At 31.8% G+C, this 17,028-nt stretch carries 21 protein-coding genes; 11 read left to right on the top strand and 10 right to left on the bottom strand.

Going from position 1 to position 17,028, the window contains the following annotated elements; genetic code table 11:
* Positions 1-44 precede the first annotated feature (44 nt).
* Positions 45-1,190 carry an acyl-CoA dehydrogenase family protein gene (locus HYY52_07795; GenBank protein ID MBI2996586.1) on the top strand — a complete coding sequence of 382 codons (1,146 nt, stop codon included), beginning with the start codon at positions 45-47 and terminating at the stop codon, positions 1,188-1,190.
* Here HYY52_07795 and HYY52_07790 read toward each other — a convergent pair.
* Positions 1,182-2,681 (bottom strand): aldehyde dehydrogenase family protein, encoded by a 1,500-nt coding sequence (locus HYY52_07790; protein ID MBI2996585.1) that lies wholly within the window; start codon positions 2,679-2,681, stop codon positions 1,182-1,184. The genes HYY52_07795 and HYY52_07790 overlap by 9 nt on opposite strands.
* A 52-nt stretch (positions 2,682-2,733) precedes the next feature.
* Here HYY52_07790 and HYY52_07785 point away from each other — a divergent pair, with 52 nt between their 5' ends.
* From HYY52_07785 to HYY52_07765, 5 genes are all read left to right on the top strand, one after another.
* Positions 2,734-3,930, top strand: coding sequence for an acyl-CoA dehydrogenase family protein (locus HYY52_07785; GenBank protein ID MBI2996584.1), 1,197 nt, complete (start codon positions 2,734-2,736; stop codon positions 3,928-3,930).
* A 91-nt stretch (positions 3,931-4,021) separates the two neighbouring features.
* A complete protein-coding gene (locus HYY52_07780) occupies positions 4,022-4,504 on the top strand; it encodes a hemerythrin domain-containing protein (GenBank protein ID MBI2996583.1) in 483 nt (160 codons plus the stop codon).
* A complete protein-coding gene (locus HYY52_07775; protein MBI2996582.1) occupies positions 4,501-6,579 on the top strand; it encodes a radical SAM protein in 2,079 nt (692 codons plus the stop codon). Before HYY52_07780 ends, HYY52_07775 begins: the two co-directional genes overlap by 4 nt.
* A gap of 21 nt (positions 6,580-6,600) precedes the next feature.
* The gene (locus HYY52_07770) at positions 6,601-6,888 is read left to right on the top strand and encodes a MoaD/ThiS family protein (GenBank protein ID MBI2996581.1); all 288 of its coding nucleotides are present in this window, start codon (positions 6,601-6,603) and stop codon (positions 6,886-6,888) included.
* Positions 6,889-7,266, top strand: a complete 378-nt coding sequence (locus HYY52_07765; GenBank protein ID MBI2996580.1) for a molybdenum cofactor biosynthesis protein MoaE — start codon at positions 6,889-6,891, stop codon at positions 7,264-7,266. It abuts the gene before it with no gap.
* Here HYY52_07765 and HYY52_07760 read toward each other — a convergent pair.
* Genes HYY52_07760 through HYY52_07750 form a run of 3 tightly spaced genes read right to left on the bottom strand, consistent with a single transcriptional unit; the run spans position 7,263 to position 9,408 of the window.
* Positions 7,263-7,871 carry an MCE family protein gene (locus HYY52_07760; protein ID MBI2996579.1) on the bottom strand — a complete coding sequence of 203 codons (609 nt, stop codon included), beginning with the start codon at positions 7,869-7,871 and terminating at the stop codon, positions 7,263-7,265. The genes HYY52_07765 and HYY52_07760 overlap by 4 nt on opposite strands.
* A gap of 20 nt (positions 7,872-7,891) precedes the next feature.
* The gene (locus HYY52_07755; protein MBI2996578.1) at positions 7,892-8,608 is read right to left on the bottom strand and encodes an ATP-binding cassette domain-containing protein; all 717 of its coding nucleotides are present in this window, start codon (positions 8,606-8,608) and stop codon (positions 7,892-7,894) included.
* Entirely contained in the window at positions 8,605-9,408 is an 804-nt protein-coding gene (locus tag HYY52_07750) for an ABC transporter permease (GenBank protein ID MBI2996577.1), read from the bottom strand. Before HYY52_07750 ends, HYY52_07755 begins: the two co-directional genes overlap by 4 nt.
* A 350-nt stretch (positions 9,409-9,758) precedes the next feature.
* On the opposite strand from HYY52_07750, the gene HYY52_07745 reads away from it, so the two are divergent.
* Together HYY52_07745 and HYY52_07740 are read left to right on the top strand one after the other, a co-directional pair.
* A complete protein-coding gene (locus tag HYY52_07745; GenBank protein MBI2996576.1) occupies positions 9,759-9,914 on the top strand; it encodes a hypothetical protein in 156 nt (51 codons plus the stop codon).
* A gap of 330 nt (positions 9,915-10,244) precedes the next feature.
* Entirely contained in the window at positions 10,245-10,484 is a 240-nt protein-coding gene (locus HYY52_07740; protein ID MBI2996575.1) for a hypothetical protein, read from the top strand.
* A 16-nt stretch (positions 10,485-10,500) separates the two neighbouring features.
* On the opposite strand, the gene HYY52_07735 is transcribed toward HYY52_07740, so the two are convergent.
* The 3 genes from HYY52_07735 to ilvN form a co-directional block, all read right to left on the bottom strand.
* Positions 10,501-10,968: a hypothetical protein gene (locus tag HYY52_07735; protein MBI2996574.1), complete on the bottom strand. Its 468-nt coding sequence runs from the start codon at positions 10,966-10,968 to the stop codon at positions 10,501-10,503.
* A gap of 15 nt (positions 10,969-10,983) precedes the next feature.
* Positions 10,984-11,685: a hypothetical protein gene (locus HYY52_07730; GenBank protein ID MBI2996573.1), complete on the bottom strand. Its 702-nt coding sequence runs from the start codon at positions 11,683-11,685 to the stop codon at positions 10,984-10,986.
* A gap of 125 nt (positions 11,686-11,810) precedes the next feature.
* The gene (gene ilvN / locus HYY52_07725) at positions 11,811-12,344 is read right to left on the bottom strand and encodes an acetolactate synthase small subunit (GenBank protein MBI2996572.1); all 534 of its coding nucleotides are present in this window, start codon (positions 12,342-12,344) and stop codon (positions 11,811-11,813) included.
* 97 nt (positions 12,345-12,441) lie between these two features.
* Between ilvN and folE the strand changes: the two genes are divergently transcribed.
* Entirely contained in the window at positions 12,442-13,044 is a 603-nt protein-coding gene (folE, locus tag HYY52_07720; GenBank protein MBI2996571.1) for a GTP cyclohydrolase I FolE, read from the top strand.
* Between the two features lie 48 nt (positions 13,045-13,092).
* Here the strand turns inward: folE and HYY52_07715 are convergent, their stop codons facing one another.
* Positions 13,093-14,025, bottom strand: coding sequence for a 4-hydroxythreonine-4-phosphate dehydrogenase PdxA (locus HYY52_07715; protein ID MBI2996570.1), 933 nt, complete (start codon positions 14,023-14,025; stop codon positions 13,093-13,095).
* 41 nt (positions 14,026-14,066) lie between these two features.
* Between HYY52_07715 and raiA the strand changes: the two genes are divergently transcribed.
* A complete protein-coding gene (gene raiA, locus HYY52_07710) occupies positions 14,067-14,645 on the top strand; it encodes a ribosome-associated translation inhibitor RaiA (protein ID MBI2996569.1) in 579 nt (192 codons plus the stop codon).
* Here the strand turns inward: raiA and HYY52_07705 are convergent.
* Positions 14,618-15,235: a dephospho-CoA kinase gene (locus HYY52_07705; GenBank protein ID MBI2996568.1), complete on the bottom strand. Its 618-nt coding sequence runs from the start codon at positions 15,233-15,235 to the stop codon at positions 14,618-14,620. The two genes, raiA and HYY52_07705, sit on opposite strands and share 28 nt — an antisense overlap.
* Before the next feature lie 140 nt (positions 15,236-15,375).
* On the opposite strand from HYY52_07705, the gene HYY52_07700 reads away from it, so the two are divergent.
* Positions 15,376-16,188, top strand: a complete 813-nt coding sequence (locus HYY52_07700; GenBank protein MBI2996567.1) for a hypothetical protein — start codon at positions 15,376-15,378, stop codon at positions 16,186-16,188.
* Positions 16,189-16,210: 22 nt separating this feature from the next.
* Here HYY52_07700 and HYY52_07695 read toward each other — a convergent pair whose 3' ends face one another.
* Complete coding sequence (locus tag HYY52_07695; GenBank protein ID MBI2996566.1) at positions 16,211-16,987, bottom strand: 7-carboxy-7-deazaguanine synthase QueE; 777 nt, start codon at positions 16,985-16,987, stop codon at positions 16,211-16,213.
* Positions 16,988-17,028: the final 41 nt, after the last annotated feature.

Here is a 17,028-nt window from a genome sequence, read left to right as displayed (position 1 = left end):
TCTGACCCTTGTTCTATGTTACGTTAGATAGGCAGCAACATAAATTGTATATTGATTTAACAAATGAACATTGCTTAATTGCAAATTCAGCAAAAGATTTTGCTAGAAGAGAAATCTATCCAAAAATAAAAGAATATGATGAAAACGAAAGTCTAGATCTAAACATAATTAAAAAAATGGGAGCTGCTGGTTTCCTAGGTATATGCATCCCACAAGAATATAATGGACAAGGATTAGATTATATTTCTCTTGGACTTGTTTGTCTTGAGTTTGAAAAAATAGATACTTCTTGTCGTTTTATTTTAACAGCTCATTTAGCACTTAATTCAATTCCACTTCTTATATGGGGAAATGAAAATCAAAAAAGAAAATATCTTATCCCACAAGTAAAAGGTGACAAGATTGCTACCTTTGCAATGGCTGAACCAAATGCAGGTTCTGACATAAATGGTATTCAAATGAGGGCAGAATATAAAAATAATTTTTATATTTTAAATGGAGAAAAAACCTGGATAACACTTGCTAATGTTGCTCATCATTTTTTAATTTTTGCAAAAATAAATAAAGGAATATCAGCTTTTATTGTAGAAAGAAATTTTCCTGGAGTAACAACAAGCACAATTTATGGAAAACTTGGTATAAGAGCTTTAAATACAGGCAGCATTTCATTGCAAGATGTAAAAGTACCTAAGGAAAATTTATTAGGAGAAGAAGGAGAAGGACTTAAAGTTGCAATGAGTGCACTTAATAATGGTTTGTATACAATTGGCTCTGGTTCAGTTGGAATAATTGAAGCATGTTTAGAAGCTAGCATCAAATATGCACACGAGAGGGAAACTTTTGGAAAAGAAATTGGAAGACATGAACTTGTGAAGCAAATGATTGCAAAAATGGTAGCAGCCAGGGATATTGGACGACTACTTATTTACAATACTGGATATCTTAAAAACACAGGAAAAGCAAACACAAGAGAATCATTTTTAACAAAATGGATTAACAGTAACAATGCATTTGAATCAGCTAATGATGCTCTTCAAATTTTAGGAGCTTATGGTTACTGTAATGAGTTTGATATTGAAAGATACTTTCGAAATGCAAGAGGAGCTCTTATTTATGGACTTACAAGAGAGATCCACACATTAATTCAAGCTGAGTATATTTTAGGATATAGAACAAACCAATTAATCTAAACTAACCCAAACACTTTTGACCTGAGTATAAAGGTCTAAAGCATCTTTCCCGCATTCACGGCCATATCCGCTTTGTTTACAGCCACCAAATGGTGAAGCTACATCAAAAGCACAGTAACAATTTATCCAAACAGTTCCTGCTTTTAATGCATTAGCTACTTTGTGAGCTTTTTTAATGTCCTGAGTCCATAAGCCTGCTGCAAGACCATACACAGTGTCATTTCCTTGAGATACTACATCATCTATATTTTCAAATGGAATTGCACAAATTACAGGACCAAAAATTTCTTCCCTGGCAACTCTCATTTTGTTATTAGTATTAGAAAAAATTGTTGGCTCAACAAAATATCCTTTTTCTAGTCCAGGACCTTTTGCTTTATTACCTCCATATGCTACTTTTGCTCCTTCTTTTTTACCAATCTCAAAGTAATTTGTAACTTTTTCAAATTGTTCTTTACTTACAATAGCACCCATGTCTACTTCAGGATCTAAGCCAGGTCCAACCTTCATCTTACTAACAATATCAGTAAGCTTGTCTACAAACTTTTCATATACTGGTTTTTCTATAAAAAGTCTTGAACCAGCACAACACACTTGACCTTGATTAAAAAACACACCACCAAAAGCTCCTTGAACAGCTTTGTCTATATCAGCATCACTAAAAACAATATTTGGTGATTTACCACCAAGCTCAAGTGAAACTTTTTTTAAGTTTCCTGCTGAAGCTTTTACAATCTCACGGCCTGTTGAAGTTTCTCCAGTAAATGCAACTTTATCCACATCTAAATGAGCTGCTAATGCAGCACCTGCAGTAGGTCCATATCCTGGGCAAATATTTATAACTCCAGCTGGAAATCCTGCTTCCATAATAAGTTCACCAAGTCTCAGAGCAGTAAGTGGTGTTTGTTCTGCAGGTTTTAACACAACACAACATCCACATGCAATTGCTGCTGCAATTTTCCAGGCTGACATAATTAACGGAAAATTCCAGGGGATAATTTGACCAACTACACCAACAGGTTCCCGTAAAGTATAACTAAAATAATTTCCACAAGAAACTGGAATTGTCTCACCATGAATTTTTGTAGCCCAGCCAGCATAATATCGAATATGCTCAACTGTAAAAGGAATATCTAAAGCTCTAGCTTCTTTAATTGCTTTTCCATTGTTTAATGATTCAAGCTGTGCAAATTCTTCTCCATTTTTTTCAATTAAATCTGCCAGTTTTAATAAAAGCTGTTGCCTTTGATACGGACTTACTTTTTTCCAAGGACCTTCAAAAGCAGCTCTTGCTGCTTTAACAGCAAGGTCAATATCTTCTTTACAAGCTTCATATACTTTGACAAGAAGCTCTCCAGTTGCTGGATTTATAGTATCTAATGTTTTTTTCGAAATACTTTCTACAAACTTCCCGTTAATTAACATTTTTTTGGGTGCATTGGATAAAAATTTCACTACTTCATGGTTTAGTTCAAGTTGTTTTACTGCCATTATTTTTCTCCTCTAATCTCTAACCTCTTATAGTATACTACTATAATTATTGATGGATTTTGAATTAACAAAAGAGCATTTATTAATTGCAAACTCAGCTAGAGAATTTGCAAAAAGAGAAATTTATCCAGGATTAAAAGAACGCGACAAGAAGGCAGAGCCTGATTACAATGTTTTAAAAAAAATGGGAGAAGGAGGTTTCTTGGGAATTTGTATTCCTAAAAAATACGGCGGACTTGGAATGGATTATATTTCATTAGGTCTCATTTGTTTAGAGTTTGAGAAAATTGATTCTTCTGCACGTGTAGTACTATCTGTTCACACTGGACTAAATTCACTTACTTTACTTCAATGGGGAAATGAAGAACAAAAAATTAAGTATCTTACTCCTCAAGCAATTGGTAAAAAGACAGGAGCCTTTGGACTTACAGAACCTAATGCTGGTTCAGACGTTAGTGGGATTCAAACAACAGCTAAGCTACAAGGCAACTATTATATTTTAAATGGTGAGAAAACATGGATTTCACTTGCAGACATTGCTGATAACTTTTTAATTTTTGCATACACAAATAAAGACAAAGGATACAAAGGGATTTCTGCTTTTATAGTTGAAAGAAACTTACCTGGTATTGTTACAAGTACTATTTGTGGCAAACTTGGTGTTAGAACAGGAAACACAGGAAATATTTCATTACAAGATGTAAAAGTACCCAAAGAAAATCTTCTTGGAAAAGAAGGTGATGGTTTTAAGATTGCAATGAGTGCATTAGACAATGGGCGTTATACTGTAGCAGCTGGAGCTCTTGGGATAATAGAAGCTTGCCTTGAAACAAGTGTTAAATACGCACATGAGAGAGAAACCTTTGGAAAAGAAATTGGGAAACATGAACTTGTTCAACAAATGATTGCAAAAATGGTTAGTGCTCGTGATATTGGACGCTTATTAATTTATAATTCAGGCTATCTTAAAAATCAAGGAAAAAGAAACACCAGAGAGACATCATTAGCTAAATGGATTAATTGTAATAATGCTTTTGAGTCAGCAAATGATGCTATGCAAATTTTAGGAGCATATGGCTACTCAAATGAATTTGATATTGAAAGACATTTTCGTAATTCAAGAGGTGCACTGATTTATGAAGGTACACGTGAAATACATACAATTTTACAAGCTGAATATGCATTAGGCTATAGAGTTGATAAGTCTCTTGAAAAGAACTTACCATCTTGGCCATTTGATGAAGATTAAGCGGACTAAAGAATTAAAAACAAATTTATTTTTTAAGGTATAATTTAATAGTCTAAACAACAAGGAAGACGAAGAAAAAGAGGAAGAAATGGTGGTAGAAAGCATCGCAGAATATTTTAGTAGAGATCATGGTAGATTAGATAACCTTTTTAAAGGTTTTCTAAATTTTAAAAAAAGTGATTTTTCACAAGCAAAAGAACTTTTTAAAGAATTTAAAACTAGTTTACAAAGACACATAGTATGGGAAGAAGATCTTTTATTTCCAGCTTTTGAGAAAAAGACAGGTATGACTAATGCTGGCCCTACAGCAGTAATGAGATCTGAACATATAGAAATAGGTGGATTCTTAGAACAAATACATGAAAAAATTAAAGAGAATAATTTAAATTCTGATTCTGAAGAAAGAAATCTTTTATCTGCTTTATCTCATCATAATTTAAAAGAAGAAAAGATTCTTTATCCGTCCATTGATGGACTACTTAAGGAAAGTGAAAGAAAAGAAATATTTGAAGCAATGAAAAACATTCCGAAAGAACGTTATAAGTGTTGCTGCCAAATAAGTAACCCTTCATGAAAATAAAAAACATATTTGCTATAAAAACCAAAAAGAAGCTATTAGTTTATCTTATTAAACCTTCCAAATATGACGATGATGGTTATGTACTTAGACACTGGAAAGGTATATTGCCAAGCAATACACTAGCATGCTTGTCTGGTTTAACCGAGGATGTTCGTAAGCGAGAAGTATTAGGAAAAGATTTGAAGTGGAAAATTATACTAATTGATGAAAGTGTTCAAAAAGTAGAAGTTAATAAAATTATTAAAGAAAGTAAAAAAAATGACAATAAAGTTATTGTATGTTTAGTTGGAGTTCAATCAAACCAGTTTCCAAGAGCTTCAGATCTAGCACTTGAGTTTAGAAAAGGCAAGGTTGATGTATTAATTGGCGGGTTTCATGTAAGTGGTTCTGTTAGCATGATCCCTGTTCTTCCTCCTGAAATAAAAACATTAATTGATGCTGGTGTAACTATAATTGCAGGTGAAGCTGAAGGAAAGTGGGAATCAATTTTAAATGATGCTCTTCAAAATAATCTAAAACCAATCTACAACTTTCTTTGTACACCTCCAGACATTCGTTTTGCTCCAATGCCTCATGTAAATAAAGAATATTTAAACCGTTTTATTTCTTCTAACTATACAACACTTGACTGTGGCCGTGGCTGCCCATTTGATTGTTCCTTTTGTACAGTAGTTAATGTCCACGGTCGTATGATGCGTTGTCGTGATGTAAATAAAATCATGGACTTGCTCAGGGAAAATTATTACAAGCATAAAATACTTTTTTATTTCTTTACAGATGACAATTTTTCCAGGAATAAAAACTGGGAAGCAATTTTTAATGGATTAATTCAGCTTCGTGAGCAAGAAAAAATCCCAATAGAATTTATGATTCAAGTAGACACTCAATCAGATAAAATCCCACATTTTATAGAAAAGGCAAGGCAAGCTGGCTGTAAACATGTCTTCATTGGAATGGAAAGTTTAAATCCTAATAATCTTCAGTCAGCAGGAAAAAAACATAATCATGTGGAAGAATTTAAAAATTTAATTTCTGCATATAGAAAACATGAGATTGATACACACATTGCATATATTATTGGTTTTCCTTTTGATACTACTGAATCTATTCGCGAAGATGTTGAACGTTTAAAAAATGAATTAGGTCCTGAACAAGCATCCTTTTTTATCATGACTCCTCTTCCAGGATCAAAAGATCACAATCAGTTTAAAAAAGATGAAGTACCAATTGATCCAGACTTAAATAAATATGATTCTTTTCATGTTACCTTAAAGCATCCAAATATGACTAGTGATGAAATAATGGCTGCATATAATAATGCATGGACTTCTTTTTATTCCCTTGAAAACATGGTGGAAATTTTAAAACGTGTCCCTAAGAAAAATTACTGGGAAGTTTTTATGAAATGTCTCTTTTACAAGAATTCTGTCTTTATAGAAAATGGACATCCAATGTTAGAAGGGATTTTTAGATTTAAAGATAGATTACAACGTCGGCCTGGCTGCCAGATTGAACCACCCTTGAAGCATTTTATTAGAAGATTAAAAGATATTTATAGAAACATAAATCTGTGGATAAAACTTGCTCTTGAAATGGAAGAGGTTTGGTTACGTACAAGGCCTAGGAGTAACCTGGAAGAATGCGTAATTAAAGAATTACAAAAACGTTATGCATACACAAAGCAATGGCGTGAACTTAAAATAGAAGAATTAAAATCTGCTTACTGTAGTGCTATTCTTAGTCTCTTAAAAACAAATCCAATTTCAAGTGAATGGAAAAAATTAACTACTTCGCTAAATCTCTGGTTTAAAAAACAAAATATTTTTTCTCAGTCATTAACATATTCCCGTAAGTCATTTGAGGAATTTTGGAAAGAAACAAGAAAACAAATTACAAATGGCAATGTTCTTTACATCAATATAACTAAATTAATCTCTACAACAATTCAAGAGAGCATGCTTTTTGTTCACTTCTCATATTCTTTTCTTATATGGTTAATCCCACATTTATTTCGTGGTCACTTTGTTCTTAGAAAAGAAAAAGCACTGGCAACATCTTTAACTAATTAATGTTTTTAAGGAGAAGATGAAGTGCAGAACATTAAAGCAACAGAGATAGCAACAATAAAAATCCATGTGCTTTTTTTTGCGTCTCTGAAAGATCTTTTTAAAAAAGAGAAAATTGAATTAGTAGTAAAAGAAGGTTCAACAATTAAAACCATTAGAGATCAATTGTTTAATAATATTGAAGGCGTTGAAAAAGCTGAAAAAAAATCACAAGCAACTTTATATGCAATAAATCATAATTATGCTTCACTTGAAGATAAAGTAAAAGAAGGAGATGAAGTTGCTTTCTTTCCTTTTGTATCAGGTGGTTAAATGATAGAGCTTACAGAAAATAAAATTCCTGTTCAAGTATTGTCAGAGAAACTTTATGATGAAACTTGTGGTGGTATTGTAACTTTTGAAGGTCGTATCAGGAAATCTAATCATGGTAAAGAAATAAGCAAAGTTATTTATGAGTGTTATTATCCAATGGCTTTAAAAGTTATGGATGAGATTAAAGCCAGTGCTTTTAAAAAGTGGAATGTAAAACATATAATTGTAGTTCATCGCATTGGAGACGTACCAATTGGAGAAGTTGCTATCTGGATTGGTGTAACTTCTACTCATAGAAAAGAAGCCTTTGAAGCATGTAAGTTTTTAATTGATGAAATTAAATCTAAGGCACCGATCTGGAAAAAAGAAAGTGATTAAGTTTTTTCTCTTTTAGTCTTTAATTTTCCAAATAATAATTTTGGCAACAAGAATTTTTGATTTAAAGCCATTGAAACTTCATCACTTGCAGTAGCTACTTTCTTTACTGCAATATTTGCATTTTTTGTAACATCTTGAATATTTTGACCAACTGTTTTTGAATCAATTTGATTTAAAATCTGACCAACTTTTTCAAGAGACTGAAATGCATCAAATGCAGGTTCACCAAGAACCACCTCTCCATCCATAATGTAAACTTTTGACATTCCTAGAACTATATCTAAATATTTATCACCAACATAACCACTTGTTCTTATATAAACCTTTGAGTCTTTTGGAATATTAACTTTTGGGATTTGAATTCTAGCATCAATCAATACCTTATTATTTTCTGTATCAAGGGTTAATTTATCAACCCGGCCAACTCTTAGTCCATTTATTCTTACAAAAGATCCTTTAGTTAAACCAACAACATCATCATAAACTACTGTAAATTTTTGTTGTACCTGAACTGAAAATTCTCTTAAAAAGGCCCAGCCAAAAACAAGCAAAATAAGACCCGTTATTGCAAATACACCGATTTTTATTTCACTGATATGTCTCATTTTACCTTTATAACAAGCTATTATTCTAGCAAGCTATTAAGTAAAGGACCTTTTACTTCTGCTTTTACAAATTGAGCCACATATGAATCATCTGAGTTTAGAAAGTCTTTTGAAGAACCCTCCCAAACAATCTTTCCTTTATAAAGCATAATAACTCTTTGAGCTGTTCTTTTTATTGTAGAGAGTTGGTGAGTTACTATTAAGTTTGCAACTTTAAATTCATTCGACAACTGATTTATATAATCTTCAATTAAAGTAGAAAGTATTGGATCTAATCCTGAAGTTGGTTCATCATAAAGAATGACTTCTGGATCTGCTGCAAGTGCTCTTGCAAAACCAATTCTTTTTTTTTGACCACCAGACAATTGATCAGGGAAATAATCTATATATCTTTCTAATCCTACCAAACGTAATTTTTCAATTATTTTATTATGTTGTTCTTCCTTACTTAGTTTACCGTTATGAAGTGCTAAAGATATATTTTCACCAACAGTATAAGAATTTAACAAAGCACTATATTGAAAAACCATACTTATTTTTTCAGTATTAAGAGTAACTTTGCCAACATCTGGAATGTCTAATCCAGAAATGATTCTAAGTAAAGTAGATTTTCCTACTCCAGACGGCCCAACAATTGCAACACTTTCACCAGAACTTACTATCAGGGAAATATTACTCAACACATTTAAGTCATCAAAAGACTTACTTACATTTTGCACTTTAATGAGGTGGGTCATTTTACAAATGCTGGATCCAATACTTTACCAACAGAGTATACACTATTTGTAATTAAGAAATTAAATAAAAATATTCCAAGCATTGCCCATACAACAGATTTTGTAGTAGTCTGACCTACACCAGCAGCACCACCAGCTGCTTCCATTCCAAAACTACAACTCAACGTAGCAACTAATGCACCATTTACAAGAGCTTTTAACAAAGCAATTACTATGTCTCTATTTCCAACTACTGATCTAAAAGAATCAAAAAACATATAAGGATCTAACTGAACATATACAATAGCAATAATCATTCCGCCCAAGCTACCAATATAAATTGCAAACACAGTAAGAAGTGGTGTCATTATCATAGATGCAAGTAAGCGTGGTGCAAAAAGAAAGCTTATTGGGTTTAATTTCATAATTCTTAAAGCATCAATTTGTTCAGTTACACTCATTGTTGCAATTTCTGCTGCCATTGCACCACCAATTCGAGCTGCAATCATTACGCCAGCAACAACTGGCCCAATTTCTCTAACTATTGAAACTGCAACAGATGTACCAAGTGAGCTTGTATTTCCAATACCCATAAGTTGTTTTGAAATTTGAAGTGTTAAAGCAAGTCCAATAAAAAAACTTACAACTGCCACTACAGGCAAAGTATCAAACCCAAACTTACTTGCTTGACGAATAAACTCTTTCTTTGAGAACTTATTAGTAAAAATTAAGCCCAAAGCAATTATAAAGAACTTAAACGATTCTCCTAACTCAACAAGCCACATAAGTGGTTCTTTGCCTAATTTTGTAAGTGATTCCATAATTGTTACTGCTTACCTAGAGTAACATTTCAAAGTAAACTATTTACACAGTAAGATTTTATCCCAAAAGTTATAAAAAACTCGGTAAAATCTGAATTGTGTTAGGTATAAGCATACCGAGAGCACTTTGCAAAGCCTGACAAGCGAGGAATGAGCGAGGAAGGCGGTAGGTAAAAACCCATAATTTTTTAAGAAGAGGTTAAGTAAATATTATAAGTGATTTTTTTAACTTAAATTACATACCAGCAAAATATTTGTACTAATCATAACTTTATTTTAATAGTGCTCACATATACTTGATGCTGTCCCTAAAAAAGTAATTAGTACTTTAAAACAAAGGAGAAAAAATTATGTTTATTTTAAATATAAATGGTGCGCAATCTGCTGCCGATGCTATGATAGATACAAAGGTACGAGAAACCTTACAGAAACAGCTTGATGAAGGAATAAAACAAGCAAACATTAAGCAATTCCAGGCTTCGCTCGGTACACTAAGAGCAGTCTAAAGCTGAAATCTTAAAGGTCTATTGAAAACTAAGTCTCGTAGGTCATGTCGACCTTTAATTGACTCTTTCAGTAGATCTGAGTTAAATCCAAGAGCTCGGAATATTAATACTAAAGCCTCTTTAAGATGACAGCATCTTAAAGAGGCTTTAACTTAGTTAAATCTTTTTCAATTCAACTACACATATAAGCTTTTAAATATTTAACCATATAATAACCTCTCAGAATATTTATTTAAAATAACAGAGAAATATAACTATCAAAAAAAGTGTACAAGATGCTTTTTATTTATAGATCAAACTAATATTTAAGAATAAGAAGGAAAATATAATATGGATGGACAATCAATAGCTAACACAGGAAGAGCACTTTTCAATATGGCTTCTCATGAGTTAGTTAATATACAACAAAAGAAATTAAATAAAACAGCAACTCCTCAAGATATGGAAAGAGAGGGTGAGCTTATTTATCAAGCTTTAGAAGGTCAGAAATTAGCTGACTTAGGTGCAGCATTAACTGCAGCTGACATTAAAATCTTTAAGAGCAAGCTACAAACACTAGCAAGTGTTTAAAAAATCTAAAGAAGGTTTACCTAGCTGCTCGTGTACTATCAACGCTTTCCTTCAATTTCTTTGTATTCTCTTTTATTAAAATGTTCCACATGTCAAACATTTGCGAGAAAAAAGCAACTGCACTAACTGCCATAGATACTAAAGGATTTGCAATGTTCAAATTTTGTATTGTTGCAGCTTTCTTGGCTGCATTAGCCGCTTTTCCATATGCAGCTGCTGCCTGCCGTGCTGATGAATGAACATTACTGCCACCACCTGACACTGTTACTGTTTGCGAAATACTACTAAGCTCTGCTTGTACTTCAGCAGCTATCCTTCTATCATCACTATCAGAAGATTGTGATGATGTACCAGCTCTTCCTGCTTGAGAGGAGAGACTAAATTGTGCTGTATCAAGAATCCCATCACCATTCAAATCTCCTTGAATTCCACTTGGTAATCCTAGAATGAAATTATTAACTCTATCTATTTCTAAAATAAACATAGCAAGTTCCTTCTTTTACTTAAATCTCATGGCATTTTCCCCGGCTTCTTTTTGCTGAGAAAGAGCTACACCTGCTTTTAACTGCTGATCAAGCTTTTCAACTTCTTTATCTGCTTTAAGTCTGGCTAACATACTATATGCTGCTGCCTTCATCATACGAACATCTAAACGATTATCATTTTTTATATCCTTTTGTAGTTCTGTTATTTGTGTTAATTTATCTTGAATACCCTTTATCTTTTCTAGAATTCTATCAACCTGGTCTCGTAAATTTTCTTGTTCTTTTCCATAAACTTCTGCTTGTCTTTCTAATTTCTTAGCTATTTCTATAATCTGAGCAGCAGTTAATCCTTTTGGGATAACTATTTTAGCTTCAACCTTATCCTTTATTGTTGGATTAATTGGTTCAAGCGGAGTAATTTCTTTATCTGTATCATTAACGACTTTATTATTTTGTTCTAATTTTTGTGCATAGGCTCTAAGCGCTGCTGCTGCAGCTCTATAGTACTGCTCTAAAAGTTGTGCTTCTTCAGCTTTTTTCTTCTTTTCTTCTGCTTCTTTAAGAAGCTCTTCTTCCTCCTTTTTAAGTTCTTTAGTAGCTTCTTCTAAAGACTCTGCTTCTTTTAACTTATCTTTAGCTTCTACTTCACTAGCTTTTGGAGTTGCTTGTAAAGAAGGAACACTATAATTATTTCCTATTCCATCTAATTCACTCATTGTTATTGCCTCTCTTTTATAAAACAAATCTGAATGCTTTTACATTCAGTAAAGGTATTCAAGCAGAACTTAGTTAAGAAAAAGTTATAAGAAAAAATTATTAGCTGGTTTTTGTTAAGAGCTCCTTAAGTTGAGGTAACCATTCTAAGAGGTACCCTTTGGGATATTTGAGATTCATTAATTCTTACGCCACGTGATAAAGCTACTCTGCCAGTTCTTGCAATTTCTTTAATACCAAACTTACTTAACAAATGAACAATTGCATTTATTTTTCCTTGCTCACCAGTTACTTCTACAATTAAAATATCTTCAGCTACATCAACAATATGACCTCTAAATAAATCTGCTATTTGAATAATTTCTGATCTTGTAGTTGCTGTAGATGAAACTTTTATTAAAGCTAATTCACGATCAACAAAACTAGTTTCAGTAAGATCAGTTATTTTTATGACATTTATAAGTTTATGAAGTTGTTTGGTTATTTGTTCTATTGCAAAGTTACTTGCATTAACTGTAATTGTCATTCTTGCATATGCTGGATTTTCTGTTGGTCCTACAGTTAATGATTCAATATTAAAACCACGTCTTGAAAATAAACCAGCTATTCTAGTTAAAACGCCAGATTCATTTTCTACTAAAACTGATAAGACTCGTTGCATAGATATTATTTTACACTAAATAAATATTAATTCTTAATTAACATTAGCTTTAACCAAATAAAATCTCATTTAAAATTGACACATTAAAAGGAAAAATATGTTAGAAACTACCAAAATCCTTGAAGTTGATAAAAAGTGCAAAGAAAAAAAAGAAGTAATTGAAAATGCAGTTCGTGAAATACTAAAAGTAATTGATAACAAACCCGAAAGAACAGAAATTCTTCTTACTCCAGATAGAGTAGCAAAAATGTATTTAGAATTGTTTTCTGGTGTAAATAAAGATCCAAAAGATGAAATTACAATAACTTATACAGAAAATCATGATGAGATAATTCTTGTTAGAGATATAAACTTTTACAGCATGTGTGAACACCACTTAATTCCTTTTTTTGGAGCTGCTCATGTAGCATACTTACCAAATAAAGGACTTATTACAGGTTTAAGCAAGTTAGCAAGAGTAGTTGAAGTAACAGCAAGAAGACCACAACTCCAAGAAAGAATGACTACTCAAATAGCAGATGCAATTGTAGAAAAACTAAATCCAATGGGAGTTGCTGTAGTAATTGAAGCAGAACATTTATGCATGTCAATGAGAGGGATTAAAAAACCAGGAAGTAAAACAGTAACTTCTGTTTTACGTGGAATATTTAAAACCAATCAGGCATCAAGATCTGAAGTGCTATCACTTATTAGAAAATAGACTATAGACAACAGACTATAGACTATAGACCTTCTTGTAGTCTATGGTCTATGGTCTATGGTCTTTGGTCTTTGGTCTAATAATCAATTTTTCCGCCAACTTAATTGCACTAACTAAACTAAGATTAGATGCTTTACTTTTAAAAGCAATATCAAATGCAGTCCCATGACAAGGAGAAACTCTTAAAAATGGTGCTCCAAGAGTTACATTAACACCACAAAATCCACATACTGCCTTAAAAAGAGGAAGAGCTTGATCATGATAAAAAGAAACATACACATTATATTTTTGTCTTTTGTTATGTAAATAATTTTGCCCGGCTTGTGCTAAAGTTCCATCTGGCGATAAAGGACCAAACAGATTTAAACCAAAAGACTTTAGTTTATTAATTACTGGTGTAATTATTTTCTTTTCTTCCTTCCCAAACATTCCATCTTCACTGGCATGTGGATTTAAACCTAATATAGCTATTTTAGGATATTTTATATGAAACCATTTTTTTAATTCTTTATTTAGTAAAAGCAAAAAACTTAAAAGTTTTTTCTTTGTAATTTTTTTGCTTACATCTTTTAAAGCAACATGCCTTGTAAATAAAGCAATTTTAAAATCGCCTGCAACAAAAAGCATGATTACTTTATCAGGATGAATCTTACAGCTTTTTGCAATTTCTTCAGTTTGGCCTTTAAATTTGCTTTTTGACAAGTTAATTAATTTTTTTGATACCGGCCCTGTAATAAGAGCAGACATTTTTTTATCTTTAGCCAAACTAATTGCTTGTTTTAAGCATCTGTAGGCTATTAAACCAGAATGTTTCGAGGGCTTTTGTTTTTTGCACTTAGGTAAAACATCGGATTCATCAATAATAAGTGGAGTAGGTTTAAACTTTCTTTTTTTCCATTCACCTAATGTTTTACAAAGTATTTCAGGCCCAATACCAGCAGGATCACCATAAGTTATACCTACATATTTTTCTTTAACCACAAAACCAATTTACCATGTAAAATATATAAGTAGGCAAACAAATGAAAATATCTATTGAAGGAAAAAACATTGAACTTACAAAAGCACTTAAAGATTATGTAACAGACAAATTAAAAAGACTAGAAAAACACTATGAATCAATTATAAAAGGACACGAGGTAAAAGTTAAGCTTAGCGTAGCAAAAAACCCAAGAATTACAAATGATAACGTAATTGAAGTAACTATCTTTTTGGATGGAAAAATCATCCGATCAGAACAAGCTAGTGAAGGTATGTATGCAAGCATAGATCTTATTGAAGATAAGCTGGAAAGACAACTTCAAAAATATAAATCCAAAGTTTACAGAAGCTATCAACATAATGAAAGACCACTACCAAATTTAGAATTACCAGAAACTATTCAAAGTAAAACCTTCTCTAATAATAATCAACTTCAGGAAGGCAAAATAATAAAATCAAAAAAATTTCACATCCACCCAATGACTCCTGAAGAAGCTATAACACACCTTGATCTTATAAGCCACGATTTCTACGTATTTATTAACTCAAACACAAATCAAATAAACACAATATATAAAAGAAAAGATGGCAATTATGGCTTAATAGAACCCGTTATATGACTTATTCGAGTTTTGATTTGCGATCTTGTTTCTTGGATAGTACCAGAGTTATTAATAACAAAACTTGCTAACTTGGATTTTTTATTTTGTGGTAATTGTGCTTTTAGTCTTAGATTTATTTCTCTTATTGAAAAACCTTTTTTTATAAGCCGCTTATATTGATTTTTCCTGTCACATACAACACACCATGTTTCATCATAATCATTTTGCTGCTTAGTTTCAAACAAAAGCGGAATTAACATTGCAATGATTTTTTTGTTTGTATTTTTTTTTAACTTAAAAATCTCTTTTCTTACTTCCGGATGAATAATCAACTCAAGTTTTTTTCTTCTAGCCGAGTTATTAAAAACTAGTTTGCCAAGGGTTTTTCTATCTATATATTTACTTTTATTCTTTCCGTTTAGGATCTTTTCACCAAAGATACCTACTATTTTTTTTGTTGTCTTATTTTTTGTTTTTAAAATATTTCTTACTAATTCGTCTGTATCAACAACAGCCACATTAAGCTCCTTTAATATTTTCCCAACAAGACTTTTACCAACACCAAAATTCCCTGTAACAGCAATAAAGTAAGGTTTAGGCTTTTTCATTTCTTTTTACTTATAGGACTTATAGAGAATTTACTTTTGGACTCATCTGGTTTATCTTTAAATGATAGCTGAAGAGGTAAAAGAAATAAAAAAAAGAAATCATTAAAAGAAACAACATTGGATTTAGTCTCATTGAAACGATGGCAGTTATTGCTGTCATTGCTATAGTACTAGGCTTGCTGTATGCATACTCTGATCAAGGCTGGAGATTATTTTACCAAAGTTATGGAAGAGGTTTACTACAAGTAAAAGCAAAAGTTGCAATTAAAGCTATCAGTGAAGAGCTAAGAGAAGCAAATAAAAAAAGAATTGCTATTAACTCAGGCTCTTCTTTTGGTGTGCCTTTACCTGATGATGCAAAAGACAGCTCTCCTTATATTTACTTTACAAAACCAGTAATATTTGAACCTAGCGGAGATGTAATTAGCTATAACTACATACTTTATTATTTTGCAAAACCAAAAAGGTTACAAGAAGACATTATAAAAGGAATTCAACAAGAAGAAAAATATTTAATTTTAAAATCAATTAAGTTTTTAAATCAAAGCAAACATTACACAGAAGATGAAGAAAAAAGCTGGCCATTTCTTCCACCAATTCTAGAAATCCAAAAGTCTTCATTACCTGAAGATAAAGAATTCATAGATTCTCTTAAGCAGGATTTTGCTAATCCTAAAGAAGAAACAACAGTCAATGAAAGTGAAGATGAACTTTTTATAGATCATTTTGCAAAATTAAAAAAAGAAAGTAGAAATATCCCAATTAGTGGAAATTTTCTTGCAAACTCACTTACTGATCCATTTACTACTAATGAAGTAAATATTTATTTTGGTAAAGAATATAAAACTGACAAACCAATAAAAATAAAAGTTTCATTGGAAGAATCATCTGTATTATTTGGCTTAATGGGAGCAATGTCTGAATTTGAAGTAGAAATAACCCCACGAAACTAGTAAAGGCGAGGTTACCTCGCCTTTATTTTTGCCCAATTAATTTATGTACCTGAGGAAGAATCCGAATATAAGAATAATGTTCTAGTAATTTTAAGTGGATGTTTAAAAGATCTTTTTTGCTTGGTGGTTGTGAGCCATTGATTTGAGTTACTGGCTGTAAAATAATTTCAATATTTTTGCCAGCTGTACTTAAAGATTTAACAATATTAATAGATTGAATCAGTTCACCAAAAGAAGTTTCATTAGTTAAAACAATTTTTACCCAGATGTTTTGTAAATTTTTAGCACTTAATGAGATTTTTAAAAACTCTTTATGTTCTTTCCATAAAGTTCTAGTTTTAGAAGAACTAGGTAATTTAAAATCCATTGAAACATAATCAATATAATTAATTATTTCTTTTAATTCATTCACTCTATGTCCTCCGGTTTCCAGATAGACAGGCAAATTTATTTGTTGTTTAACATTTGGTAAAAACAAGCTTAAGAATTTACTTTGTAAAAGCGGTTCTCCACCAGTCAGTGAAATGCTCTGATGAAGAGCTGGAGATAATTTTTCTATAAAAGAAATTAACTGAGGCTTACTTACTGGGTTTTGAACTTTTTCAAAAGATCTACTGCCAGCACCGTTTTCAACTTGGCAAGAATCTGTTTTAACCAAGCTTTCAGGTGTATCACACCAAACACATCTTAAATCACAAGCACTAAATCTAATAAATATCTGACGTACTCCTACTAAAGGTCCTTCACCTTGAATAGCAGAATATATTTCGCTTAAGTAACAGCATTCATTACTTTCCATAGCACAAATAATTCTATCAATCTTCAGCCTTCTATAAGCTA

This window comes from Candidatus Melainabacteria bacterium (assembly GCA_016193285.1).
Classification (GTDB): Bacteria; Cyanobacteriota; Vampirovibrionia; order 2-02-FULL-35-15; family 2-02-FULL-35-15; genus JACPSL01.
The sequence above is the reverse complement of the archived record's forward strand: the minus strand, read 5'-3'. Positions and strand labels throughout refer to the sequence as shown.